22 protein-coding genes are annotated in these 24,665 nt (G+C 50.4%); 14 read left to right on the top strand and 8 right to left on the bottom strand.

Annotated elements, in window-relative coordinates:
• Positions 1-2: 2 nt before the first annotated feature.
• Positions 3-1,667 (bottom strand): formylmethanofuran dehydrogenase subunit A, encoded by a 1,665-nt coding sequence (locus Q9291_RS11370; RefSeq protein WP_306390171.1) that lies wholly within the window; start codon positions 1,665-1,667, stop codon positions 3-5.
• Positions 1,664-2,875, bottom strand: coding sequence for a molybdopterin-binding domain-containing protein (locus Q9291_RS11365; protein WP_306390170.1), 1,212 nt, complete (start codon positions 2,873-2,875; stop codon positions 1,664-1,666). Before Q9291_RS11365 ends, Q9291_RS11370 begins: the two co-directional genes overlap by 4 nt.
• Before the next feature lie 234 nt (positions 2,876-3,109).
• On the opposite strand from Q9291_RS11365, the gene ndk reads away from it, so the two are divergent.
• The 12 genes from ndk to der all read left to right on the top strand — a co-directional run bounded on the left by ndk (position 3,110) and on the right by der (position 15,068).
• Complete coding sequence (ndk, locus tag Q9291_RS11360) at positions 3,110-3,514, top strand: nucleoside-diphosphate kinase (protein WP_306390169.1); 405 nt, start codon at positions 3,110-3,112, stop codon at positions 3,512-3,514.
• Between the two features lie 67 nt (positions 3,515-3,581).
• Positions 3,582-4,700, top strand: coding sequence for a dual-specificity RNA methyltransferase RlmN (gene rlmN / locus Q9291_RS11355; protein ID WP_306390168.1), 1,119 nt, complete (start codon positions 3,582-3,584; stop codon positions 4,698-4,700).
• Between the two features lie 6 nt (positions 4,701-4,706).
• On the top strand, positions 4,707-5,501 hold the full coding sequence (pilW, locus tag Q9291_RS11350; RefSeq protein WP_306390167.1) for a type IV pilus biogenesis/stability protein PilW: 795 nt from the start codon (positions 4,707-4,709) through the stop codon (positions 5,499-5,501).
• A gap of 9 nt (positions 5,502-5,510) precedes the next feature.
• Complete coding sequence (locus Q9291_RS11345; protein WP_306390166.1) at positions 5,511-6,734, top strand: helix-turn-helix domain-containing protein; 1,224 nt, start codon at positions 5,511-5,513, stop codon at positions 6,732-6,734.
• A 2-nt stretch (positions 6,735-6,736) separates the two neighbouring features.
• A complete protein-coding gene (gene ispG / locus Q9291_RS11340) occupies positions 6,737-8,017 on the top strand; it encodes a flavodoxin-dependent (E)-4-hydroxy-3-methylbut-2-enyl-diphosphate synthase (protein ID WP_306390165.1) in 1,281 nt (426 codons plus the stop codon).
• A 30-nt stretch (positions 8,018-8,047) separates the two neighbouring features.
• Positions 8,048-9,307, top strand: a complete 1,260-nt coding sequence (gene hisS / locus Q9291_RS11335; protein WP_306390164.1) for a histidine--tRNA ligase — start codon at positions 8,048-8,050, stop codon at positions 9,305-9,307.
• A gap of 38 nt (positions 9,308-9,345) precedes the next feature.
• Positions 9,346-10,101: an SIMPL domain-containing protein gene (locus Q9291_RS11330; RefSeq protein WP_306390163.1), complete on the top strand. Its 756-nt coding sequence runs from the start codon at positions 9,346-9,348 to the stop codon at positions 10,099-10,101.
• Complete coding sequence (locus Q9291_RS11325) at positions 10,098-10,922, top strand: ATP-binding cassette domain-containing protein (RefSeq protein ID WP_306390162.1); 825 nt, start codon at positions 10,098-10,100, stop codon at positions 10,920-10,922. The genes Q9291_RS11330 and Q9291_RS11325 overlap by 4 nt, the downstream gene beginning before the upstream one ends.
• A 10-nt stretch (positions 10,923-10,932) precedes the next feature.
• Positions 10,933-11,742 (top strand): ATP-binding cassette domain-containing protein, encoded by an 810-nt coding sequence (locus Q9291_RS11320; protein ID WP_306390161.1) that lies wholly within the window; start codon positions 10,933-10,935, stop codon positions 11,740-11,742.
• 42 nt (positions 11,743-11,784) lie between these two features.
• Positions 11,785-12,423: a YfgM family protein gene (locus tag Q9291_RS11315; protein ID WP_306390160.1), complete on the top strand. Its 639-nt coding sequence runs from the start codon at positions 11,785-11,787 to the stop codon at positions 12,421-12,423.
• 3 nt (positions 12,424-12,426) lie between these two features.
• A complete protein-coding gene (bamB, locus tag Q9291_RS11310) occupies positions 12,427-13,638 on the top strand; it encodes an outer membrane protein assembly factor BamB (RefSeq protein WP_306390159.1) in 1,212 nt (403 codons plus the stop codon).
• Positions 13,638-15,068: a ribosome biogenesis GTPase Der gene (der, locus tag Q9291_RS11305; protein ID WP_306390158.1), complete on the top strand. Its 1,431-nt coding sequence runs from the start codon at positions 13,638-13,640 to the stop codon at positions 15,066-15,068. The genes bamB and der overlap by 1 nt, the downstream gene beginning before the upstream one ends.
• 280 nt (positions 15,069-15,348) lie before the next feature.
• Here the strand turns inward: der and Q9291_RS11300 are convergent, their stop codons facing one another.
• From Q9291_RS11300 to Q9291_RS11285, 4 genes are all read right to left on the bottom strand, one after another.
• The gene (locus Q9291_RS11300) at positions 15,349-16,329 is read right to left on the bottom strand and encodes a S49 family peptidase (protein ID WP_306390157.1); all 981 of its coding nucleotides are present in this window, start codon (positions 16,327-16,329) and stop codon (positions 15,349-15,351) included.
• Positions 16,330-16,464: 135 nt separating this feature from the next.
• Positions 16,465-16,818, bottom strand: a complete 354-nt coding sequence (locus Q9291_RS11295; protein ID WP_306390156.1) for a Rieske (2Fe-2S) protein — start codon at positions 16,816-16,818, stop codon at positions 16,465-16,467.
• Complete coding sequence (locus Q9291_RS11290) at positions 16,815-17,474, bottom strand: HAD family hydrolase (RefSeq protein ID WP_306390155.1); 660 nt, start codon at positions 17,472-17,474, stop codon at positions 16,815-16,817. Before Q9291_RS11290 ends, Q9291_RS11295 begins: the two co-directional genes overlap by 4 nt.
• Positions 17,475-17,488: 14 nt before the next feature.
• Positions 17,489-18,637 carry a pseudouridine synthase gene (locus Q9291_RS11285; RefSeq protein ID WP_306390154.1) on the bottom strand — a complete coding sequence of 383 codons (1,149 nt, stop codon included), beginning with the start codon at positions 18,635-18,637 and terminating at the stop codon, positions 17,489-17,491.
• 634 nt (positions 18,638-19,271) lie between these two features.
• On the opposite strand from Q9291_RS11285, the gene Q9291_RS11280 reads away from it, so the two are divergent.
• A complete protein-coding gene (locus Q9291_RS11280) occupies positions 19,272-21,914 on the top strand; it encodes a ribonuclease E/G (protein WP_306390153.1) in 2,643 nt (880 codons plus the stop codon).
• An 83-nt stretch (positions 21,915-21,997) separates the two neighbouring features.
• Here the strand turns inward: Q9291_RS11280 and crcB are convergent, their stop codons facing one another.
• Positions 21,998-22,381: a fluoride efflux transporter CrcB gene (crcB, locus tag Q9291_RS11275; RefSeq protein ID WP_306390152.1), complete on the bottom strand. Its 384-nt coding sequence runs from the start codon at positions 22,379-22,381 to the stop codon at positions 21,998-22,000.
• 93 nt (positions 22,382-22,474) lie between these two features.
• Between crcB and glgA the strand changes: the two genes are divergently transcribed.
• Complete coding sequence (glgA, locus tag Q9291_RS11270; RefSeq protein ID WP_306390151.1) at positions 22,475-23,926, top strand: glycogen synthase GlgA; 1,452 nt, start codon at positions 22,475-22,477, stop codon at positions 23,924-23,926.
• A 152-nt stretch (positions 23,927-24,078) separates the two neighbouring features.
• On the opposite strand, the gene orn is transcribed toward glgA, so the two are convergent.
• A complete protein-coding gene (orn, locus tag Q9291_RS11265) occupies positions 24,079-24,663 on the bottom strand; it encodes an oligoribonuclease (RefSeq protein ID WP_306390150.1) in 585 nt (194 codons plus the stop codon).
• Positions 24,664-24,665 lie beyond the last annotated feature (2 nt).

Raw genomic sequence — 24,665 nt, 5'->3', positions numbered from 1 at the left:
ATTTACCCCTGCGTATGGTTAATCACATGATTACGGCCATCTTCCGCAATCTGGTCATTAGAAATTTTAAAGTTGTGCATTTGCATGGTGTGATAGCGGTCAAAATACTGCTTGATATCGCGCTCTATGCCAAGGTCAAATGCGGGTTTGACCGTATGCGTCGCGCCCCATACCACTTTCACCACTTTGCCCTCTTTCACGACCAGCTGACCATCCTTAAACACCAGGTCAGGCTTGGCAAACATGGCCTCTTTATCGGCTTGTTCGGTATACACCGTAATATCGGCTGCAGCGCCCTCGCCCAGATGGCCACGGTCACGCAGACCAATCAGTTTGGCTGGCGCGGCGCGCGTCATGATGGCGATTTCATACAGGCTATATTCACGTTCCAGCGCTTTCAGATTGCTCATGGCCTGAGCATCCAGGTTGAGCTTGTCGAACGCGTCATTGCGGAAGGTTTTATCCATCAATAAACGAATCAGGTGTGGGTAACTGGTAAATGGCGCGCCGTTAGGATGGTCGGTGGTGAGAAAGATACGCCACGGGTCATCCACGCTGAGAAATACTTCCAGGCCAATCGCCCATTGCAAAGCGTTCACATAGTTCTGATCGCGGTACTTGAATGGCACAACGCCACAACCAGCATCGCACTCAATATCCATGATGACCGATTTTTTCGGATTGGCGACTTTGGCATTCAAATGTTGCATCATGTTATCGCCAGAAGCCGTCACGGTTTGACCGAACAGTATCTGACCAACATCAACGGTGATGTGTTTGTTTTTGTTCACTGCTTCGGCAATATTGGCCGCTGCTGATGAAAACTTTTTGTCGCCCTCTGTCCCGTAACTATGAAACTGGATATGCGTGAGGTGCATAGGCAGGCCATCACTGGCACCCATGGTGTCTAGCGTGGTCTGGAAATTTCCAGCTACACCCAGGTTGTTACAGTGCACATGCAAAGGCTTGGCAATGCCAACCTCGTTCACCGCACGACTCAAGGCCTGCAAAATACGGCGAGGTGTGATGTTGTAGTAACTGTGCAACTGGTCGAGATCCTGACGGCGCTCGTTAAATTTGAAGGCTGAAATACCACCGGGATTCACTACTTTAATGCCTATGGTCTGCGTCGCGTGCAAGGTCCAGGCGACATAGTCATTAATGGTTTTCTGGTCAGCATTCTGGCTCAGCAGGCGCAACAGATAATCATCGTTGCCCAGCATTGCATAGCCACCCTTGTCGATCATCGGGGTGTCGCCCATTTCCATATGCGCCTGCCTGGCATTCACCGCCAGCACAGCAGGTTCAAACGCAGCGGTATAGCCCATTTCGATATAGCGCATACCGGTATCGGTAGTATTTGGTGTGGCATGGTGGCTGCAATTCGGGCCACAGATATGCGCTTCAGGCTCTTGCATGCGGCGCATTTCCTGGTACTCAGGCAACAGCATGCGGGCAATATTCACTTTGCCGCCGCCGATATGACTGTGCATATCAATGGCGCCTGCCATGACAATCTTGCCATTTAAATCAAAAACCTCATCGATTTTTTCATTCGCTGCCGGACGCGCAACAATGCGGCCATCGCGAATGTAAATATCCTGCACCACGCCATCTTTTCCGTGGGCAGGGTCTACCACTTTGGCATTTTTGAGTACGGTAATCATGCCAAGGCTCCTTGTTCCAAGGTGGTAAGTATCTGGTTGACCACTTCACGCAAGCTGGGTAAATCGTCAGGCTTGGCTGCTGTCAAAGGCAAGGTTACAGAACCATCAACGCGGAACATTTGCCCATCACACTCTAATCCTGGCGTTGCCACCGGGATAAACACAGCAGGCGGCGTTGCAAATGCACTATCAGAGGCACCAAGCACAATCACTGGTGCAGCCCCTGCGGGCGGCATCGCATCAGGGCTGTAGCTATTCACCCAAACCACGACATCATGGCTTTCCCAGTCTGGCTGGTCAATAATCACCCCATTCAACCAGGTGTGGGCATAGTTGACGCTGGTATCGCCATCGCTGCCGCCCATGGACAAACCCATGGCGCGCGATTTCTGGTTGAGGGCGACGACAGTTTCGGTAATGTGTTCTATAGTAAGTTCAGCATGGGCGTAATGCAGGTCTTTTGATACCCATACCAGCGTAGCGTATTTGGCCGCTTTCAGCGTGTCAGCCAATGCTTTTAATGTGCTGACAGCGACCCCTGCCACCTGCGTGCCAGTCACGGGCTTATCCAGTACTAGCGCACGTAAGGCGGCCACCACTTCCGGCAAATGCGCGGAGGCACAGGCGATCACTTCTGGCGCATGCCCGTCAGGCGAAACGCCAGGCTTGGTATTCAAATCATCACCGCCCAGGTAAATAATCTTGCGCTGTGCGGCGTTGGTAAACATGGCTTCATCCACCCACACCACCCGTTCAAAAAAACGCGCGTTATGGCTGACCACATCAGTGCCTATCATCAGAATCACATCGGCGCGGTTGCGGACTTCAGTCAGCGTCGTGGTCTGCCAGCCGCGATGCTGCAATACCTGCATATTGCGCAAGGTGCTGCTGGCATTCAGGTGCGTCATGCTGGCATGCGTAGCATGTGACAAATCGACCAGCGCACGTGCGCCGTGCACATCGGTACTGCTGCCTGCGACCAGCGGGGATGTAGCCTGTGTGAGCATTGTTGCGGCTGCTTTAACAGCTTCGCGCACGGTGACCGCCCGACCATGGATCTGTGCAGAGGGGTGTTTCACAGAGCGGGCATAAAATTTGGCCGCCTTGCCACAGCTTAACTGCTGGCGCGCGATGGCATCGCTGGAAATATCGTCACACAATAACCCACAGGCAGGGCATGTGTGCATGGCATTTAATAGTTGTGTCATGGCGATTATTTAAACTCGTGTTAGACCTAAGAAAATCAACGCAAAAAATCAACGCATGGTTGTAATGCAACTCATGATAAAGCATATATTGTCAGTGTATCGCAAAAATAAAGCGATGAATGCGACGTTATTCCGCGGTCCACTGGTAACAGACGACGAATCCGGTTTATCTCATCGGCTAAAAATAGTAGAATGCATGTTTCTTTTTGTTCAATTCATTTATTTGGAGTTCTCATGGCTTTAGAGCGTACACTCAGCATTATCAAACCAGACGCAGTTGCTAAAAACGTTATTGGTCAAATCTACACCCGTTTTGAAAACGCAGGTTTGAAAGTTGTTGCCGCTAAAATGGTACAACTTTCACAAGCAGAAGCTGAAGGCTTTTACGCTGTGCACAAAGAGCGTCCTTTCTTTAACGATCTGGTGAAATTCATGATTTCCGGTCCAGTGATGATTCAAGCGCTGGAAGGCGAAAACGCTGTATTGAAAAACCGCGAGCTGATGGGTGCTACCAATCCTAAAGACGCAGCACCCGGCACTATCCGTGCTGACTTCGCTGACAGCATTGATGCCAACGCTGTGCACGGTTCTGACAGCCTGGAAAATGCTGCCATCGAAATCAAATATTTCTTTGGTTAATTTTTAAGCCATAGACTGACGCCGATGACTGAAACTGCATTGGCGTCCGTCTCAAGGTCTACCCACATTGACAAATCTGCTCAACTTCAACCAGCCGCAATTGGCTGAATATTTCACCGGCATCGGCGAGAAGCCTTTTCGCGCCAAGCAACTGATGCGCTGGATGCATCACTTCGGGGTGTTAGACCTCGACCAAATGACTGACATTGCCCAATCGCTACGCGAAAAATTGCGCAATGAAACCGAATTTACGCTGCCTGACGTTCAACTCGAGCAGATCTCTGACGATGGCACCCGCAAATGGCTGATCGGTACCGATAACACAAAAGATGGTAGTGCCAACAGCGTCGAAACCGTGTTTATCCCGGAAGATGACCGCGGCACCTTGTGCATTTCAAGCCAGGTTGGATGTGCGCTCGAATGCACTTTCTGCAGCACAGGCCGCCAGGGGTTTAATCGCAACCTGAGCGTGTCTGAAATCATTGGCCAGCTCTGGATTGCCAACCACTCCCTGCGCCAGTCAGAGGGCTACAACATGTTGCCCGCGAATGACCGCATCATTTCCAACGTCGTCATGATGGGCATGGGCGAACCGCTCGCCAACTACGACAACGTGGTGACCGCGATGCAGATCATGCTGGATGACAGTGCGTATGGCTTGAGCCGTCGTCGCGTGACGCTATCAACCAGCGGACTGGTGCCCGCCATGGACAGACTGAAGGAAGACTGCCCGGTTGCGTTGGCCGTGTCCCTGCATGCGCCTAACGACGCACTGCGCGATGAAATTGTGCCAATTAACAAGAAATACCCGATCAAAACACTGATGGCGGCCTGCGAGCGTTATCTGGTCAAAGCGCCGCGTGATTTCGTCACCTTTGAATATGTGATGCTGGATGGCATCAATGACACACTGGAGCATGCAAAGCAGCTCATCAACGTGGTGCGTGATATTCCGTGCAAATTTAACCTGATTCCGTTTAACCCATTTCCGAACAGCGGTTACGACACGTCCAAGCCCATGCAGGTGCGCGCGTTTCGTGATATGTTAATGCAGGCTGGTTATGTGGTCACTGTACGCAAAACGCGCGGGGACGATATTGATGCGGCCTGCGGGCAGTTGGCAGGCAAAGTGCTGGATAAAACCCGCCGTACACAAAAAACCATTCCTATACAACCAACTTCCTAGATTGGCATGCATATTCCGTCTTATACCAAAGTCATCTTGTTACTGGCCATGACCCCTTGGTTATTATTGACCGGGTGTGCGCAGGCGCCTGCCGATCGTGATCAGCGCCCTTATGACCAGTCGGCGACACGTGAAACCGGCGATGTTGAATCGGCACGCGTGCATACCGAACTGGGAGCAGAATATTTCCGTTTGCAGCGCTACGAAGTCGCCCTGGATGAATTTACGACAGCCATTGAGCGAAGCCCGACCTATGCGCTGGCCTACAACGGGCTTGGTCTGGTCTATGCCACCCTAGGTGAAAAAACACGTGCGGAAGAAGCGTTTAAACGGGCTATTCAATTACAGCCGGGCAACTCTGAATCCCACAATAACTATGGTCGATTTTTGTGCGACCAGGCCCGCTATGATGCCTCGATCAAGGAGTTCATGCTGGCGGTCAAAAACCCGCTGTATAAAACACCGCAGGTGGCTTATTACAATGCCGGTGTCTGCGCCATGCGTAATCAGCAAAAAGGGCAAGCTGAGGCTTATTTCGTAAAAGGACTGGCAATCGATCCATTGGCACATGCCTCTGCTTATCAGTTAGCAAACTTGCAATTTGGACGGGGCGATGCCAATTTGGCCTTAAATACCCTGCAAAATAGTGTTAATGTAGCACCTACGGCAGAATCGTTATGGTTGGCAATTCGGCTTTGTCGTGCATTGCAACTGCAGGATGATGCACGTTTCTATACCGTACAGTTATACAAACTGTTCCCCAACGCAAACGAAACCAAACAATTGCAAAAAGTGGAGTAATCGCAGGTTATGGCAGAGGATCAAGCAAAGGTCGGTACTGAAGCCCCTACAGGCGCAGACAAGCCCAAGCGCACACGCAAGCGCAAAGCTGACACCGAAAAAATGTCAGAACAGGCTTTTCAGGTGGCTGCTGATATGCAGCACTCTGATATTCATTTGCCCTCTATGATAGCCGACGCCACAGACATGCCCAATACCGAAACTGCACACACGCAGGCTCCGGAAGAGTATGCGGCCGCCATGGCCATGGAAAACGCGCCCACACAAGCGCCCGCAGTGATCATTACAGGGTCTGCGTGTGGTGGCCAGTTAAAGGCGGCACGCGAAGCATTGGGACTCAGCATCCACGAAGTGTCCGGTCAACTTCGACTGGGCATCAGTCAAATTCAGGCCATTGAACAAGACGACTTTGCCAAGCTTCCGCAGCAAAGCATTGTGCGCGGCTTCATTCGCAACTATGCACGATTATTAAAAGTTGAAGCGGAACCCATTCTGGCGGCTTATCAACGACTGGTGCCAACAGAAGCCCCGTTACCACTCAGTGTGAAATCAAATGCCAACACCTCGGTGATTGGAAAAACACATCGCCCTGTGCGGCCACAGCGCTATATCAACCTGTTGATTTTTTTGCTGCTGCTGTCTATTCTGACCTATTTTTATATCAACCATATTAAGCCGCAAACCCAAAAAGAGGCCACCTTGCCACTAGATGCGGGAAATATCAGTCAATCAGCCGAACATATTGAATTGCCTGCTCCTGCGGTCACCACACCAATTGAAGAGTCTGCCAACAATAATATTCAACCCGCCCCGGTCGTTGAGGGTGGGCCAGCGGAAACAACACCTGCGATCTCAGGCGAAGGTCAGCCCGTTCATGAAACAGCATCAACGCCTGCAACGCTGTCCGGTCAGCCATTGGAAAACACTGTGGTCAGCACACCTACGCCTGCTGCCAGCAATACGCCCTTGACGACACTCAAGGCGGTAAATCCGACAAAAACGCAATTGGCATTTAAAGTTACTGAAGACTCCTGGATCAGAGTTGAAGATGGACAAGGTAACAAAGTATTTAGCGAAGTGCTGACTGCCGGAACCGAGCGATCTATTACAGTAGAAAAGCCACTCAGTATCACAGTGGGTCATGCCAGCGGCACCCAGCTAAGCATTGATAACCAGCCTTATGATTTATCACAAGCGACACGCGGACGCGTGGCGCGTATCCAGCTCAAATAATCATGTTACAACGCAGAAATACCCGTCAGGTCATGATAGGTCATGTCGCAGTAGGCGGCGGCCTGTATAACACCCCTTCTTCGCCGGTAGTGGTTCAAAGCATGACCAATACCGATACAGCGGATGCACAAGTCACCATTGCTCAGGTTTATGCGCTCTGGCAAGCCGGTTCCGAAGTTGTGCGCATTACCGTCAATTCGGCTGAAGCTGCCGCCCAAGTGGCCACCATACGCAAAGGTCTGGATACGCTGGGCTGCAATGTGCCGCTGGTGGGTGACTTTCATTTTAATGGTCACAAACTGCTGCAGGCCTATCCAGACTGTGCAGAGGCATTGGCCAAATACCGCATCAATCCTGGCAATGTAGGCAAAGGCAGCAAACGTGACGAGCAGTTTGCCGCCATGATTGAAGCGGCTATTCATTATAAAAAATCCGTGCGCATTGGCGTCAACTGGGGCAGTCTTGACCAAGCCAAAATGGCGCAAATGATGGATGACAACGCCAAACTGACTGAACCACTGGCTGCCGATGCGCTGATGCGTGAGGCCTTGATTCAGTCGGCCCTGGAAAGTGCGCAGCAAGCCGTGGATTTGGGCCTGGACCCGAACCAGATCATCATTTCCTGCAAAGTCAGCAATGTGCAAGACTTGGTCAAAGTCTATACCGACCTTGGCGCGCGTTGTGAATACCCCCTGCATTTGGGCCTGACCGAAGCAGGCATGGGCTCCAAAGGGATTGTCGCCTCTACCGCAGCACTGGCCATTTTGTTGCAACAGGGCATCGGCGATACGATCCGTGTCTCGCTGACCCCGGAACCCAATGAATCACGCACCAAAGAAGTGGTCGTTGCGCAGGAGATCCTGCAAACCATGGGCATCCGCTCATTTACACCACTGGTCACCGCCTGCCCGGGTTGCGGCCGCACCACCAGCACCTATTTTCAGGAACTGGCCATGCAAATCCAGAGCTGGCTCAGACAGCAAATGCCGGTATGGCGCAGCCAGTATCCGGGTGTAGAAAATCTCAATGTGGCCGTCATGGGCTGCGTGGTGAACGGCCCCGGCGAATCCAAACTGGCGAATATTGGAATCAGCCTGCCGGGGACTGGCGAAACCCCTGTGGCGCCAGTGTTTGTCGATGGCGAAAAAACGGTCACGCTGAAAGGTGACCATATCGCACAGGAATTTCAACAGATCGTGGACGAGTATGTCCGCACCCATTATGCCGAAGGTGGCAAGCTACATGCAGTCAGACCGGCTGTGATCCCTATCATTGCGGCTTAGCCCTCAATACAAAACATCTCTTCAGAAAACATGAGTCAAAAATTTCAATCCATCAAAGGCTTTTACGACATTCTGCCGGAAGCCACTCCGCTCTGGTTTAAACTGGAAGACACAGCCCGCCGAATTTTGAGCCAGTATGGCTACAACAATATCCGCATGCCGCTGGTAGAACCCACCGAACTGTTTGTGCGCAGCGTAGGTGAACATACCGATATCGTCGAAAAAGAAATGTATGCCTGGGAAGATGCGCTCAACGGCGACAAGCTGACCTTGCGCCCGGAGGGTACCGCGGGGTGCGTGCGTGCGGTGGTCGAACACAACCTCACCTACAATGGGCCACAGCGCCTGTGGTACATGGGGCCGATGTTCCGCCACGAAAACGTACAAAAAGGCCGCCAGCGCCAGTTTCACCAGATTGGTGTGGAGGCATTTGGATTTGATGGCCCGGACGTGGATGCCGAACAAATTGTCATGCTGGCGCGCCTGTGGCAAGCCCTTGGCATCCAGGATGTGGAATTGCAGATTAACAGCATTGGCGATGCGGATGAACGTGGGCTTTACCGCCAAACACTCATTGCCTATTTTGAGCAGCATATGGATGGTCTGGATGAGGATGCCAAGCGTCGCCTCCAAAGCAATCCATTGCGTATTCTGGATAGCAAGAATCCACGCATGCAAGCCATATGCGAAGGCGCCCCAAAGCTGATGGATGTGCTGGGCGAGGCTTCCAAAGAACATTTCTCACGCTTGTGTGCACTGCTGACTGGAGCCCGAATTGCCTATACCATCAACCACCGCCTGGTACGTGGTCTCGATTACTACAACCGCACCGTATTTGAATGGGTCACCACCAAATTGGGGGCACAAGGAACCATCGCCGGAGGTGGGCGTTACGACACACTGGTCGAACGCATCGGTGGCAATGCCACGCCGGCCTGTGGTTTTGGCATTGGCCTTGAGCGCGTATTTTTACTGATGCAGGAATACGGTGTTGTTGCCAGCAACAGTCCGGATATTTATCTGGTGAATGTGGGCACCCTGGCAGAACAAAAAGCTTTTACCGTTGCCGAAAGCCTGCGTAGTATGGGGTTGAATGTGGTGTTACATGCTGGAGGCGGCAGCTTTAAGTCGCAAATGAAAAAGGCTGACCGGAGCGGCGCACGTTACGCCGCTATTTTGGGTGATGACGAGGCGATGGCCGACGAAATCAGCCTGAAGCCAATGCAGGGTCAGGGCGACCAGGTACGTCTGCTGCTCGATCAGGTACTCCAGCACGTGCAACCCACTTAACACAGGCAACTTTGCTACAGTCAATCCGGGGAGGTAAGATGTCTGAACAGAAGCAGTTTTTCAATGCAATGACCGTGTTGGGTTTGCTGCTGGCATTGGGCATGGCTTCAGCTGCATTTATACTCGGTGTGCAGGCCAAACATGCCGTTTCCAGCCAGCAAAGCATCACGGTAAAGGGTCTGGCAGAAAAGCCGGTGAAAGCTGACCGCGCGCAATGGACGATCAGCCTCTCTGTCACTGCGCCTACCCAGGCAGAAACCATTAAAGCGATCGACCGGGAACGTGCAGTACTGGAAGCATTTCTCGACCAGCAAGGTCTGGACAAGAGCACACGCAGTGTAGACGTACAGACACTGGGGCCGCATTACGAAGAAGAGTATATACACGATAATCCGCGACAAGTGCAGCGCGGCTTTGAGGGCTATCAGAATGTCCACATCACCAGTAATGACCTTGGCAAAATCACTGCTGCCAATCAGGCCATATTAAGCCTGCGTGCTGACAACCATCCGGTGACCTCGCAGCCTCCCGAGTTTCTGGTCAGCAATCTGGAAGCCGTTAAAATGTCATTGATTGCAGAGGCTACCAAAAATGCGCGCACCCGTGCCACAGAATTTGTTAAGCAGGACGGTGTCAACGTTGGCGTGATGAAGTCTGCCAGTCAGGGCGCTTTTTATATCTTATCGGCGACCGGCGGTGATGATAGTGACAACAGCTACGGCGGCATTTATGACAAATCCACCATAGACAAACTGGCCCGTGTCGTCGTGACTGTGGTCTACAGCATCGAATGACTGAACTGCTGCGCATAGAACATCTTGGCATTTCGCCACGCAATGACCCGCAGCACATGCTGGTCAAGAATATCTCACTATCGCTGGCGCGCGGCAAAACCACGTGTATTGTCGGCGAGTCGGGCAGCGGCAAAAGTCTGACCGCACTCAGCATCATGCAGCTATTGTCCAAACAACTGGTGATGCAGGGGCGCGTTCTGTTTGAAGGCCAGGACATCAGTCGCCTGGATAATGCGCAGATGCAATGTATCCGTGGTAAACAAATTGGCATGATCTTTCAGGAACCCATGACCTCGCTTAATCCGGTGTTGACAGTCGGCTTCCAGATTGGCGAACCTTTACAGATACACATCGGCCTGAAAGGCAGTGCACTCAAGCAAAAAGTGGCCTCCCTGATGACACAGGTAGGCATTGATCCAGCGCGTGCAGACAGTTATCCGGATGAACTGTCCGGCGGCCAGCGCCAGCGCGTGATGATTGCCATGAGCATCGCCTGCGAACCCGCCCTGCTGATTGCGGACGAACCGACCACGGCACTAGATGTGACCGTGCAGGCACAGGTGTTACGTTTGCTTGACGCCTTAAAAGACCGGATGCAAATGGCCATGCTGTTTATCACGCATGATTTCGGCGTGGTGGCAGACATTGCGGATGACGTGATTGTTATGTTCAGGGGGGAGATTGTCGAGCGCGGCCCGGTGTCACAAGTGCTCAATCAACCACAACACCCCTACACGCGTGCCCTGCTTGCCTGTGTGCCGGATGCAGAAGGTAAAAAGCAGCTGCAACCCATACGTTATGACTGGCTCACGCCTGCATGAGAATATCGCCATGTCTGATTTGATTCTGCAAGCCCATCATCTGGTTAAAACGTATAGCCAGCACAGCGGCACCCTGGGACTGCAGAAGACGCGCATTCGCGCTCTGGATGATGTCAGCCTGCAATTGAAACGGGGCACGACACTCGCAGTGGTCGGTGAATCAGGCAGTGGGAAATCGACCTTGGCGAGGGGGCTGATGCGCTTGCTGCCGCTCGACAGCGGCCAGGTCATTTTTGATCAGCAGGATTTTCTGTCAATGGACAAACAGGCCTTGCGCCATGCGCGCAAACATATCCAGATGGTGTTTCAGGACCCGTTTGCTTCACTCAATCCACGTATGCGCATAGGCGAAATTATTGCCGAAGGTCTGGTCATTCATGGCGTAGGCAACGCCAGGCAGCAACGTGATCAAGTCATGCATATGCTGGAAAAAGTAGGCCTCAAGGCGGAAGATAGCCCAAAATTTCCACATCAATTTTCGGGCGGGCAACGCCAGCGCATCGGCATTGCGCGCGCACTTATTTTGCAACCCAAACTGGTCATTTGTGACGAGCCGGTCTCGGCGCTCGACGTTTCTGTGCAAGCGCAAATTTTGCTGTTGCTTAAACAGCTGCAAACTGAAATGGGCCTCAGTTATTTGTTTATCACCCACGACTTGCGCGTGGTCAGACATATTGCCGACGAAGTCATGGTGATGCAAAAAGGCAAAGTAATTGAGCAAGGAAGCGTAGAAAACATTTATAATGCACCCCAGGAAATTTACACTCAACAATTGCTGAACGCGATTCCCGGCCACGCAAAACGTGTTGCCATCGCCTAATGTTCAGCACTTCATTTAAAGAATAAATAACAGGTATTGGTTATGGCTTATGATTTGGAAGAACAGGAACAACTGGACGAGTTCAGAGCCTGGTGGAATAAAAACGGTAAACTGGCCACGCGTTTGGTGATTGCAGCACTCGTCATCTATGGTGGCTGGCAAGGCTACCAGACATGGATGAACAGCAAGGCTACGGCGGCATCCAACGCCTACCAAACACTGGTCAGCACTTCGTTGCTTGAAGTGGATAGCAAAAAGGCTGACAGCATTCTGGCAGAGGCGCAGACACTGGAAAAAGACTACAGCATGACCCCTTATGCAGGGCGTGCAGCCTTGTTTGCAGCACGTGCACTCCATGAGGCCAAGCAGACTGATAAAGCGGAAGCGCAATTGCAGTGGGCAATGAAAGAATCGAAAGAGCCTGCTGTCCAACACATGGCAGCGATTGAAATGGCTGGCCTGCAGATCGAGCGCAACGCACTGGATGAAGCAAAAAAAACACTGGTAGCAATTAATGATACCGGCTTTGATGGGCTGAAAAATGCCATGCTGGGCGATATTTACCTCTCAAAAAAACAGGAAAAAGAAGCCAAAGCAGCTTATCAGGATGCGCTGAAAAGCCTGGATCCGGAAGGCAAACTATTTTACCTGACCCAACAAAAGCTGGATGCGCTGGGCTAACACATGATCAGGAAATATTTACCTACACTCGCTTTTACGCGAGCTTATCAATGGTCATCATTGCCAACAGTTGTGCTGTTGGCATTTGCCATTTCTGGCTGTAGCTCCTTCACCGACATCAAAAACAATTTAAGTGAAAGCATATTTGGCGCAGAACCAGCCAACCCACCAGTTGAACTGGAACCGATCACCAGTGCTTATGAAACAAAAATCCTCTGGTCAACGGATGTGGGAGATGCTGGTCGCTTCAGTTATACGCCGGTACTTGATGAGCGCATTCTCTACACTGCCAATGCCGAAGGTGAAGTCATGCAGCTGTCTGCTGAGTCCGGCAAAATCCAGTGGAAAACAGCCTTGGATGAAGCTGTCAGTGGTGCAGTAGGTTTAGGGGGCGGACTGGTACTGGCGGGCACCAGCAAGGGTCATCTGGTTGCACTAAACCTGAGCGGCAAAAAAATGTGGAGTGCTGTATTATCCAGTGAAGTACAAGGCCAACCTCGCTACTATGATGGTACAGTGATTGTCCGTACCAGCGACCATCACATTTACGGCATTGATGCCGCTGATGGTCGCCGCAAATGGATTTATGAACGGGCAACCCCATCACTATCACTGAAAACACAAGCCGGGATTGTCGTTGACAGTGGCGCAGTGTATGCCGGTTTTCCTGGAGGTAAACTGGTAGCGATTCGCGCTGACTCTGGCAAAATGATTTGGGAAGCAACCGTGGCGCAGCCAAAGGGTGTCACCGAAATTGAGCGCATTGCTGATATCACCAGCCTGCCTGTGGTAGATGGTCCAGTCGTTTATGTCGTGGCCTATCAGGGTAAAATTGCAGCGGTAGACCGGCAACGTGGACAGCTACTCTGGAACCGCGACATTTCAAGCTATGTTGGTCTGTCTGCGGATGCAGGAAGAATTTATATCAGCCATACTGTGGGCTCCGTGTACTCGCTTGACGATACCAACGGCAAAACTTTCTGGCGTCAAGCCAATCTTGGCTATCGCTTGCTGACAGTGCCTCTGGCACTCGGCAACGTGGTTGCCGTCGGTGATCTTGAAGGCTATGTCCATTTACTTAGCCATGATGATGGTAGTTTTGTCGGTCGCATACAACTTGGGTCTAAACCTGTCATGTCACTCGTTGCCGGCTCCAATAATCAATTCTTTGCCCAATCGCGTGACGGCAATCTATACGCGGTTTCTATTAAATAATGCTACCTACCATTGTTCTGGTTGGCCGTCCCAATGTCGGCAAATCCACCCTTTTCAACCGTCTGACCAGATCACGTGATGCGCTGGTTGCAGACTTGCCTGGCCTGACCCGAGACCGCCACTACGGCCGCGGCTTGGGGGCGAGTAAACCCTATTTGGTGATTGATACCGGTGGTTTCGAGCCAACTGCGGATAGCGGCATACTCAAAGAAATGGCCAAACAGACCTTATTGGCCATTGACGAAGCTGACGTCATTATCTTTTTAGTGGATGCCAGAGCTGGGTTAACGCCACAAGAGTTCAGCATTGCGCAAACCTTGCGCAAAGCGCAACGTCCGGTATTGCTGGCGGTGAATAAAACCGAAGGCATGCAAAAAGCCATTGTCAGTGCCGATTTTCATGAACTGGGCATGGGTGAGCCACTCTCCATTTCCTCAGCCCATGGCGAAGGTGTACGTGATTTAGTCGAGCTTGCCTTAGAAACCATTGTAGATAAAGAGGATGAAAGCACTGCAGCAAATCATGACGCACCGCGGATTGCCATTGTCGGCCGTCCCAATGTGGGTAAATCAACGCTGGTAAATGCCCTGCTCGGTGAAGATCGCGTGATTGCTTTTGACCAGCCGGGCACGACGCGTGACTCAATTGAAATTCATCTAGAAAAAAATGGCAAAGACTACACCATCATTGATACTGCTGGCGTACGCAAGCGTGGCAAAGTGTTTGAAGCCGTCGAAAAATTTTCGGTGATTAAAACCATGCAGGCGATTGAAGATGCCAATGTCGCCATTTTGGTGGTGGATGCGCAAGACGGCATTACTGAGCAGGATGCGCATGTGGCTGCCTATATTCTGGAAACTGGTCGTGCATTGGTCGTAGCCATTAATAAATGGGATGGCCTGAAAGACGACGAGCGTGACTGGATTAAACGAGAGATAGACCGCAAGCTACAGTTTTTGGACTTTGCCAAGTTTCACTATATTTCAGCCTTACGCAAAAAAGGGTTAAACGAGTTATTTGACTCGGTGGATGTCGCCTTCAAAGCTGCAATGGTCAAACTGGCAACACCGCAAATCACCCGCGTATTGGGCGAAGCGGTGATTCAACACCAGCCACCCATCAGCAAAGGCATCCGCCCTAAACTGCGTTATGCGCACCAGGGCGGCTCTAACCCACCGATCGTTGTGGTACACGGCAATCATGTCGACCATATCAAGGATAGTTATACCCGCTACTTAGCTGGCGTGTTTAGAAAAGCCTTTCAATTGGTCGGTACCCCGCTGCGGGTGCAATACCATCAAGGGGATAACCCGTTTGATAAAGAAGAAGAGCGTAAACAAGGGGAAGGTCTGGTGACCATGCGTAGACGCAAAAATGAAATGCGTGCCAAGCTGAAAGAGCGCAACGAAAAAAATAAAACCAAGAAATAGTGCATATTATATAAGGCCTGCATCTCATAGAAGGCAAAACAAAAAAGGGACCTACGGTCCCTTTTTTGTTGCATGCGCATTACTCTTTAACCCAGACGTTCCGTTAGGACTTGAAACGGCAACGCTGGACAGTTTGATGGATTTTTTGTGGAAATTTGAGGGCAATAGTCATTCTATTGACCGATAACTTGCCTAGACAAAGACACAAAATGGACAAGTTGACGTTCAAGTAGATTGAAAATCGCCTAATAGAAAATCTGGGTTTAAGTCAAACCACTGATTATCGCAAAGTGGGAATGAGTGACTGGACATGCGTCCCCAGAGCCTGCCCCATGCTGGCGCCCAGGCGTTTGGCAAAGCGATCCACCACTGTTTCCTGATAAGTAAAATCAACAATCTCGGATTCTTTGATCACTTCACGCGCCACAAACTCTGCACTGCCCTGCGCATCGGCCAGACCCAGCTTGATACTTTCCTCGCCATTCCAGAACAGGCCACTGAACGTTTCTTCATTTTCTTTCAAGCGACTGCCTCGACCTTCACGCACCACGTCAATAAATTGCTGATGGATCTGGTCAAGCATGGTTTGTGCAAATGCTTTTTGTTTGGGATTGACTGGTGAAAAAGGATCCAGCATGCCTTTGTTTGCACCGGCAGTGAGCAGGCGACGTTCGACGCCCACTTTTTTCATCAGCTCGGTAAATCCATAACCATCCATCAATACGCCTATAGAACCGACAATACTGGCTTTATCAACAAAGATCTTGTCCGCTGCGACGGCAATGTAGTACCCGCCTGAGGCGCAGATATCTTCGACCACCGCATATACGGGAATCTCCGGATGCAGTTTACGCTGACGGTGAATTTCATCATTGATAATCCCCGCCTGTACCGGACTGCCGCCCGGGCTGTTAATCCGCAAGATAATACCTTTGGTGCCCTTGTTGTCATACGCGTCGTTCAAACTGCTGATCACAGCATCGGCATTGACTTGTCCGCCTGCCTCGATCACGCCTGCGATATCAATCAACGCGGTGTGCGCAGTTGAAGCCGCCTTGTTCTGGCCGACCCATCCCAATAGCATCATGAGCAGGAAAAACAAATAAATAAAGGTCAGCGACTTGAATACAATGGACCAGCGCCTGGAGGATTTTTGTTCCTGCAATCCGGCAAGCGCTATTTTTTCCAGTGAACTGACTGCCCAATCCGGTGCAGGTGCAGTATTTTTTAATTCCGGGGACTGCGAACGTTCTTCTTGCATGGCTCTACTTTCATCAATAACTTTGGCATTAATAATTTATGATCAGTGACTTTAAATATTCTAACAACTTTCGTATGGTTTGCTTCGATTATGCGTGCAGCAAATATGCGTTGGGAAGCACTGGGCACGACGTGACTACAACTGATCCAGATGTATTCGAACCAATCCATTTTGCTCCGAGACCGGGATCCCTTTTAAATGTTTACCTTTACAAGGCCCCATCACACAATGTCCGCTTTGTGGTGCATACATTGCACCATGGGTTGCACAGATGAGCCACTCTTGTGTCATGTTAAAAAACTTACCGTGCTCCCAATCCAGCTCTATCGGCACATGCGCACAACGGTTGACATAAGCATACACATTGCCTTCAAAACGCACTGCAAACCCCGTCGCATGGGGCCCCAGTAACGGAATAGCAAAACGCAGACCCTCACCCTTCTCAATCAGCAAATGACTGTCAAACGTCACTTCTTGCACCTCTGTCATACCTGCTCCAGCAACCATTGACGCAATGTTGCCACATCCTGAAACAGCTGACCCGGTGAATACTGCTGTAATTGTGCCGCTGTTTGCGAGCCGTAGGCAACAGCAGCAGTATTCACATCTGCGTTTTTACCCATCTGTATATCGTATTGTGAGTCGCCAATCATCAGTGTACGGTGCGGCATCACCACCAGTTCATCCATTAACTCATCCAGCATTTGCGGGTGTGGCTTTGAAAAACATTCATCCACTGTTTTAGTTGCGCTAAAATACCTGCCAAGCCCGGTATTGGCCAAGGCTGCATCCAATCCTCTGCGCCCTTTACCCGTTGCCACCGCCTGCTTGCAGCCGCGGTGTGCCAGCGCGGCAATCGTCTCGGCAATGCCTTCAAACATGACAATCTCGTTCTCCCCAGCATAGTAACGCCGGTGATAGGCGGTCGCCAGGTCCTGTGCCAACGTTTGCGGAATATCTCCATAAAGAGCATGAATAGACTCGCGCAACCCTAATCCGATAATGCCGCGCACTTTTTCTGCCGTGAGCGGCGGCAGCCCTGTTTCTTCGGCGGCCCTGATCAAGGCCTGTGTAATCATGCCTGTAGAGTCGGCAATCGTGCCGTCCCAATCCCACACCACCAAATCAAATTGTTTCACTGCCATACTTTAATTGCCTGTTATTTTTCTGAAGAGTCTGTGTGTAATTGACGCTGCTGTTGCAAAAATGTGTCGAGATCAACGGGCAAACTTGCAATCAGGTGTAAGGCTTCACCCGTTAATGGATGCGCAATTCGGGTCTCGCTCGAATGTAAAAACATCCGTTTGAGCCCCTGTTTGAGCAATTGTTTGTTCAAAGTGAAATCACCATATTTATCATCTCCCACGATCGGGAAGCCCAAATGCGACAACTGTACCCTGAGCTGATGCGTACGACCAGTAATCAGTTTTGCCTGTAAAAAGCTGTAAGGACCAATATGCTGCTGCAAATAAAACCATGTCTCTGAGGTTTGAGTTTCAACTTCAAATTTGCCGCGTGCTGCCTGCTGTTTTGCAGCAATTCCCGCTGTTTTGACTGACTTACGCGCACCCGGTGTATCTGTGAGCAAAGGCATATCCACCACTTGCACACGCCGCTCACCCGACTCGGTGACATACTTTTGTAAATCCAGTGATACTTTCTTCGTTTTATCTTGCCAGTGACCTTGCACCAGCATCACATAGCGTTTATCCATATGATGATGGCGCATAGCCTCATGCAAGGCGGTCAATGCCGAACGCTTTTTGGCAATCATTAATACACCCGAGGTTTCACGATCAAGTCGATGCACCAGTTCGAGAAACTTGGCCTGCGGCCTTTCCAGACGCAATTGCTCAATCACACCCAGACTGATGCCGCTACCTCCATGTACAGCCATGCCCGCCGGCTTGTTCAAAGCCAGCATGGCATCATCTTCATAAATAACCATATCCGCAAGCCTGGGCTTCACATAGGCAGGCGCACTCATGTTCGCACTGGGCATTGACATCCGAATAGGCGGCACGCGCACCTCGTCTCCCAACTGCAGACGATAATCGGCGCTGATACGCTTTTTATTGACCCGTACTTCTCCACTACGCAAAATACGGTAAACATGGCTTTTGGGTACGCCCTTCAGCACTTTAGTCAGATAATTATCTATGCGCTGGGTTTCCGACCCTTCATCTACACGCAATAGCGTGGCACGATCGCTAGCGGGTTTATCGCCAGAGGCGGGAGCCTGATTACTGGACGTCGTATCAACCGTATTCGCTGAGACTGTTTTTATGTGTCGGGAATTCATTTGCATGGTTAAGGTCGTGCTTTGCTTTATCTTGACTTATGGATATACTGTCGAAATTCTGGTTCCGTGGTGTCGGCAGATGCAATCGCGATAACATCGCAATGCCTTGATTAAAAAGCCCGGACACGCCAGCCAATGATTGGCCAAAAATCAACGGATGGCCAAAAATAAAGTTGACCGGAAGCAGAAGTAAACAAAATTTTTGGTGAATACCGCTCGCCATCAAGTAGCGATAACAAATTTAGAAATTACACACGCGAAAGCTCTCGCAGAATAATTAACGACATGAGCTTGGCGTTGCCAAACCTGAATTTTAACGAATTTAATCTCTGCATAGGGTTTTTATTTTGAATCCGGTAGACAGACACTCGCATCAGGCGCATTGCGTCATGCAAGGTTTACCTTTATCAACTCCCTTTCAGAACCATGTGACCGCTCGATGCCTTATCCAAACTGGTAGCGTCAATATCACATGATGTACAAAGTTGCACCTTGTCACCACTGTCTATGGTCACCACTGTCCACGATAGCGATCAATGGCATGAGTCATCCGTGTGCTTTACGTTAATTTCCGGTGGTTGCCAGCCAACCCGGCCCGCCTTGTCCCTCATGCATTCTGCGACTTCGCAAGGAGTCATATATGAAAAGAATGTTGTTTAATGCAACGCAATCTGAAGAGTTGCGCGTTGCTATCGTCGATGGACAAAAACTGATTGACCTGGATATTGAACATGCTGGCAAAGAGCAGCGTAAAAGCAATATCTACAAAGGGGTGATCACCCGTATTGAGCCCTCACTGGAAGCCGCGTTTGTCGACTATGGTACTGACAGACACGGCTTTTTGCCTTTTAAAGAGATTTCGCGCAGCTATTTCCAGGACAAACCGGACGCTGGCCGCGCCCGTATTCAGGATGTGATCAAAGAAGGTCAGGAAGTCATTGTGCAGGTCGACAAAGACGAACGTGGTAGCAAAGGCGCTGCCCTGACTACGTTTATCTCGCTGGCAGGTCGTTATCTGGTATTGATGCCAAACAACCCGCGTGGCGGTGGTGTTTCGCGCCGGGTAGAAGGTGAAGAGCGCAATGAATTGCGCGACACCATGGCACAACTGGAAATCCCTAACGGCATGAGCATTATTGCGCGTACGGCCGGTATCGGACGCAATGCTGAAGAACTGCAGTGGGATCTGAACTACCTGACCCAACTGTGGAAAGCCATTGAGGATGCCTCTAACTTCCAGCCGGGCGCCTACCTGATTTATCAGGAAGGTAGCTTGGTGATTCGTGCGATCCGCGATTATTTCAGTGCCGATATCGGTGAAATCCTGATTGACACCGTGGATGTCCATGAACAGGCGGTACAGTTCATGAACCACGTGATGCCGGGCAATGTTGCGCGCGTCAAACTGTATCAGGATGAAATTCCGCTGTTTTCCCGCTTCCAGATTGAGCATCAGATTGAAACGGCATTTGCACGCGAAGTGCGCCTGCCTTCAGGGGGTGCGATTGTAATTGACCATACCGAAGCGCTGGTATCGATCGATGTCAACTCTGGCCGCTCAATCAAAGGGTCAGATATTGAACAAACAGCGTTCAATACCAACCTCGAAGCGGCTGAAGAAGTGGCGCGTCAAATGCGTCTGCGCGACCTGGGTGGCCTGGTCGTCATTGACTTTATTGATATGGAAGTCCAGCGTAACCAGCGTGAGGTAGAAAACGCCTTGCGGGATGCCCTGCATCATGACCGTGCTCGCGTGCAAATGGGCAAGATTTCGCGCTTTGGCCTGCTGGAGCTCTCGCGTCAGCGCTTGCGCCCTAGCCTGGGTGAAACCAACCATGCGACCTGTCCACGCTGTAACGGCACAGGACACATCCGTGGTATCGAATCCACTGCTTTGCATATTCTGCGCATCACACAAGAAGAAGCAATGAAGGACAACAGCGCAATTATTCAGGTACAACTGCCTGTTGAAGCTGCGACTTTCCTGTTGAATGAAAAACGTGCAGATATTCACAAAATTGAACAACGTACGGGCGTTGAAGTAGTGTTGATTCCCAATATCCACATGGAAACCCCAAATTACAATATTACGCGTATCCGTCATGATGATGTCAATGAAGAAACCGCGCAGGCCAGCTACAAAATGGTGGACCTGCCAACTGAGTCTGACTACCAGCATAACTTGCAACAACCGGCCGCACCGGCAAAAGCAGAAGCCGTAGTGAAAGGGATCACACCCGCCACTGCAGCGCCTATTGTAGAAGAAAAGCCAGCCCCTGTCGCAGCGAAAAAGTCGCTGTTTGGCGTAATCAAATCCTGGTTAGGTATGGAAGAAAAACCAGAGGTTGAAGAAACCACCAAACCGGTGCGTGAAGCACGCGAGCAAAGTCGTGACCGCAATAAAAACCGCAACCGTCGTGACAAACAGCGTGAACGCCAGCAAGAGCGCGGTGACCGTACAGAGAAATCTGAGAGACCCGCTGATCAGGCTGCGCACAAGACGAAACAGGATAGGCCGGTACATGACAAGCAGTTCAATAAAGAGCGTCAACCAGCAGCGGAAGCTAATAAACCTGACCAGCAACAAGCCCCTGTCTTGACTTCACAAACCGGTGAAGCGCGCCAGGAGCGTGGTGAACGCGGTAGTCGACGCAACCGTCATGGCCGCCGTGATCGTCGCCAGCGGGATGATCAGGCAGTGAGTGCCGAGTCAACACAACCCATCGTAGTGAATGAACAGACACAGCCTCTTGTGAATGTAACAGAACTGACAATGCCAGCAACGCATATAGAGCAGGTTGTCGCAATTGCAAAAACTGATGTGCCTGAAGTCGCTACCGCAAAAGAACGCGTGTCGGAAAATGCTGAAGCTGCAAACACAGATGCTGCATCTACTGCAGAAGTGACCAAGCCTGCACGTAGCCGCTCACGTGGTGGAAAATCTCGCGGTAAAGGCAGTGAAGCAGCGGCTAAAACCGCCGCAGATAAGCCTGCAATAGAGATGGTTGAAATAGCCGCTGCCGTTGCAGAGACTGCAAGCCCTGAAAAAGCTGTAGAACCCAAGAAAAAACCTGTGCGCGGTAAAAACAAACCTGCAGCAAAAGCAGCCAAGATTGATGACGGTATTCAACTGGTAGAAACTAAAGCCGTGGCAACACCAAGCGAAACAGTTGCAGCACCGGCTAAAGCCAAGAAAACACGTCAGGCACCTCCAAAATGGAAAAAGGGAGATGAAGTCGCTGCAGGTGAAGCCCCATTAGTAATGGTAGAAACCCAGAAATAAACACCCGTTAGTTAGGTGCAACACCAAGAAAAAGAGGGCCACCTGGCCCTCTTTTTTATTGAGAGAAATACTTCAACCCAACGTTACAATGGGGCAGAATGCCAACGCATGACCATCCAATAGCCCAGCATCGTCAACAGTATGGATGCCACTACGTGCGCCAGAACATACAGCATGGCCCACATGTATGCCTGTTTTTGTAGCAACTCAAATGCTTGCGCGGAGAATGTTGAAAATGTTGTTAATCCACCCAGAAAGCCTGTTGCTATAAACAGTCGCCATTCTGGTGAAAGTTGAGGGATGAACTGAAAAAAACCAAGCACAACACCCATTAAAAAACCACCAATGGCATTCGCCAAAAACGTACCTAATGGAATCACACCCACCGCATTAAGCCAGGTAGTTAATCCCCATCTCACCCATGCCCCCAGAGCCGCGCCTAAGCCAACGGCCATCCAAAATTTCATCTCACGTCCCTTCTAAAATACAATAATGCAATGTATCATAAACAGGCTATTTTATTGGCGCCCCGATGCTTTCGTCCCATTAAAGAGAACCCCTTGCGCTTATTATTTGTTACTTCTGAAGTTTTCCCCTTGATTAAGACTGGTGGCTTGGCAGATGTAAGTGGTGCTTTGCCAATTGCACTCAGATCTTTAGGAGTGGATATCCATATTGTACTACCAGCCTATCGAGGAATACGGTCACAATGTACACCAGCTAAACGACTGGGAGGCCTTAAAGTATTTAACGATATTGACTGTGAGCTATACCAAACAACATTACCAGGCACCAATATCCCGCTGATTCTCGTGGATCAACCTGCGCTCTATGATCGTGATGGCAGCCCTTACCATCACCCCCAACATGGGGATTGGCAAGACAATCCCCTGCGATTTGGAGTGCTTTCTAAAGTCGCTGCAATTCTGGCGAATAAAAACAACTTACTTGACTGGCAGGCAGATGTTGTCCATTGTAATGACTGGCAAACCGGCTTGGTTCCTTATTACTTAAAGCAGATGGGCAGCTCTGTAAAGTCTGCATTCAGCATTCACAATATAGCATTCCAGGGCAATTTTCATCCTGACTGGCGCCATAGACTGACATTAAATGATCGTGATTTTCAGCCCGAAGGATACGAGTTCTTCGGACACGTATCCTTCATGAAAGCAGGTCTCTATTATGCGGATGCTCTGTGCACGGTAAGTCCGACCTATGCCAGAGAAATCCAAACAGAGCAATTTGGCTTTGGTTTTCAGGGTCTTTTGCAACACCGAGCCAGAGCCTTGACAGGCATTCTTAACGGGATTGATACTCAAGCTTGGGATCCGTCTCAAGATGTACATCTTCCAGTCCATTACAGTGAGAAAAAACTGGGCAACAAGGCCAAGGTAAAACAGATATTGCAAGAAGAACTCGGATTAAACAAGGATGCAAACTGCCCTTTACTTGGTGTGGTCAGTCGGCTGACCCATCAAAAGGGTCTGGACCTGCTGTTAGAGATCGCGCAAGCACTGATTGAGCAAGGTTGTCAGTTGGCAATACTGGGAGGTGGTGAACCCAAGCTAGAACAAGACTTTCTGGGATTGATGCAGCGTTATCCAGGAAAAGTTTCGGCGACCATAGGATACAACGAGCCACTCTCGCACCGCATGATGGCAGGAGTAGATATTTTCGTGATGCCTTCCCGCTTTGAGCCTTGCGGATTAAACCAAATGTATGGATTACGCTACGGAACGATTCCTGTCGTCGCGAATACAGGCGGGTTGGCGGACTCAGTCAGTGGTGGAACAGTCACGGAGGATGGGAAGTTGCCACATAATATGACCGGTTTTGTGTTACCCGAAAACACGGCCTCGACACTTTTGGTCACATTACAACAAGCCATCCGAATGCATGCCAATTTTGGTCACTGGCAGCAATTGCAAAAGCAGGCCATGAAGCAGGATGTCAGCTGGAAAACCAGTGCAAAACACTATTTAACACTCTACCAAAGGATGTTTAAGCATTAAAAAACTGGGAAATACTGGACTCAAAAGGGAATGTAAGTTGGCACAGAAGATGCTTATATCTACTCAAGCTTCTCCAAAGCTAACTTCTCCTCCCTCAGGACGCCTTTTTAGGCGTCTTTTTTTATCTGAGGTCTACGTTACTCTGCTTTTGGTTACTCGGCTTTTGCCGGGGCTGTCATGATCAAAAAATGTTCACGGTAATATTTGAGCTCATCGATAGACTCATAAATATCAGCCAGGGCTTCATGTCGACTGGCTTTCTTGAAACCGCTGTAAATATCCGGACGCCAGCGACGCGCCAACTCTTTAAATACGCTGACGTCGAGATTGCGGTAGTGAAAAAACTGCTCCAGACGCGGCATATAACGCGCCATAAATCTTCTGTCCTGACAGATTGAGTTACCACACATGGGTGACTTACCTGCCGGCACATGTGCTTTTAGAAAACTCAACATGGCATCGGTCGCGGCCTCTTCGTCCAGCGTGGAAGCTTTGACTTTATCGATCAACCCGCTACGACCATGCGTCCCCTTGTTCCAGGCATCCATGCCATCCAATACGGCATCTGATTGATACACCACCAACACCGGTGATTCAGCCACAATATTCAATTGTGCGTCAGTCACCACGGCTGCCAACTCCAAAATACGGTCGCTGTCTGGCTGCAAACCACTCATTTCCATGTCCAGCCAGATTAAATAATCCTGATTATTCGCCAATTGCGTCCCTCTTGTCATGA

This window comes from Methylophilus aquaticus (genome assembly GCF_030769565.1).
Classification (GTDB): domain Bacteria; phylum Pseudomonadota; class Gammaproteobacteria; order Burkholderiales; family Methylophilaceae; genus Methylophilus; species Methylophilus aquaticus.
The sequence above is the reverse complement of the archived record's forward strand: the minus strand, read 5'-3'. Positions and strand labels throughout refer to the sequence as shown.

Bases quoted from the DNA above. Each gene is read 5' to 3' on its own strand.
- Q9291_RS11370 (WP_306390171.1), bottom strand. From the start codon at position 1,667: ATGATTACCGTACTCAAAAATGCCAAAGTGGTAGACCCTGCCCACGGA.
- Q9291_RS11365 (WP_306390170.1), bottom strand. From the start codon at position 2,875: ATGACACAACTATTAAATGCCATGCACACATGCCCTGCCTGTGGGTTA.
- ndk (WP_306390169.1), top strand. From the start codon at position 3,110: ATGGCTTTAGAGCGTACACTCAGCATTATCAAACCAGACGCAGTTGCT.
- pilW (WP_306390167.1), top strand. From the start codon at position 4,707: ATGCATATTCCGTCTTATACCAAAGTCATCTTGTTACTGGCCATGACC.
- Q9291_RS11345 (WP_306390166.1), top strand. From the start codon at position 5,511: ATGGCAGAGGATCAAGCAAAGGTCGGTACTGAAGCCCCTACAGGCGCA.
- ispG (WP_306390165.1), top strand. From the start codon at position 6,737: ATGTTACAACGCAGAAATACCCGTCAGGTCATGATAGGTCATGTCGCA.
- hisS (WP_306390164.1), top strand. From the start codon at position 8,048: ATGAGTCAAAAATTTCAATCCATCAAAGGCTTTTACGACATTCTGCCG.
- Q9291_RS11330 (WP_306390163.1), top strand. From the start codon at position 9,346: ATGTCTGAACAGAAGCAGTTTTTCAATGCAATGACCGTGTTGGGTTTG.
- Q9291_RS11325 (WP_306390162.1), top strand. From the start codon at position 10,098: ATGACTGAACTGCTGCGCATAGAACATCTTGGCATTTCGCCACGCAAT.
- Q9291_RS11320 (WP_306390161.1), top strand. From the start codon at position 10,933: ATGTCTGATTTGATTCTGCAAGCCCATCATCTGGTTAAAACGTATAGC.
- Q9291_RS11315 (WP_306390160.1), top strand. From the start codon at position 11,785: ATGGCTTATGATTTGGAAGAACAGGAACAACTGGACGAGTTCAGAGCC.
- bamB (WP_306390159.1), top strand. From the start codon at position 12,427: ATGATCAGGAAATATTTACCTACACTCGCTTTTACGCGAGCTTATCAA.
- der (WP_306390158.1), top strand. From the start codon at position 13,638: ATGCTACCTACCATTGTTCTGGTTGGCCGTCCCAATGTCGGCAAATCC.
- Q9291_RS11300 (WP_306390157.1), bottom strand. From the start codon at position 16,329: ATGCAAGAAGAACGTTCGCAGTCCCCGGAATTAAAAAATACTGCACCT.
- Q9291_RS11295 (WP_306390156.1), bottom strand. From the start codon at position 16,818: ATGACAGAGGTGCAAGAAGTGACGTTTGACAGTCATTTGCTGATTGAG.
- Q9291_RS11290 (WP_306390155.1), bottom strand. From the start codon at position 17,474: ATGGCAGTGAAACAATTTGATTTGGTGGTGTGGGATTGGGACGGCACG.
- Q9291_RS11285 (WP_306390154.1), bottom strand. From the start codon at position 18,637: ATGCAAATGAATTCCCGACACATAAAAACAGTCTCAGCGAATACGGTT.
- Q9291_RS11280 (WP_306390153.1), top strand. From the start codon at position 19,272: ATGAAAAGAATGTTGTTTAATGCAACGCAATCTGAAGAGTTGCGCGTT.
- crcB (WP_306390152.1), bottom strand. From the start codon at position 22,381: ATGAAATTTTGGATGGCCGTTGGCTTAGGCGCGGCTCTGGGGGCATGG.
- orn (WP_306390150.1), bottom strand. From the start codon at position 24,663: ATGACAAGAGGGACGCAATTGGCGAATAATCAGGATTATTTAATCTGG.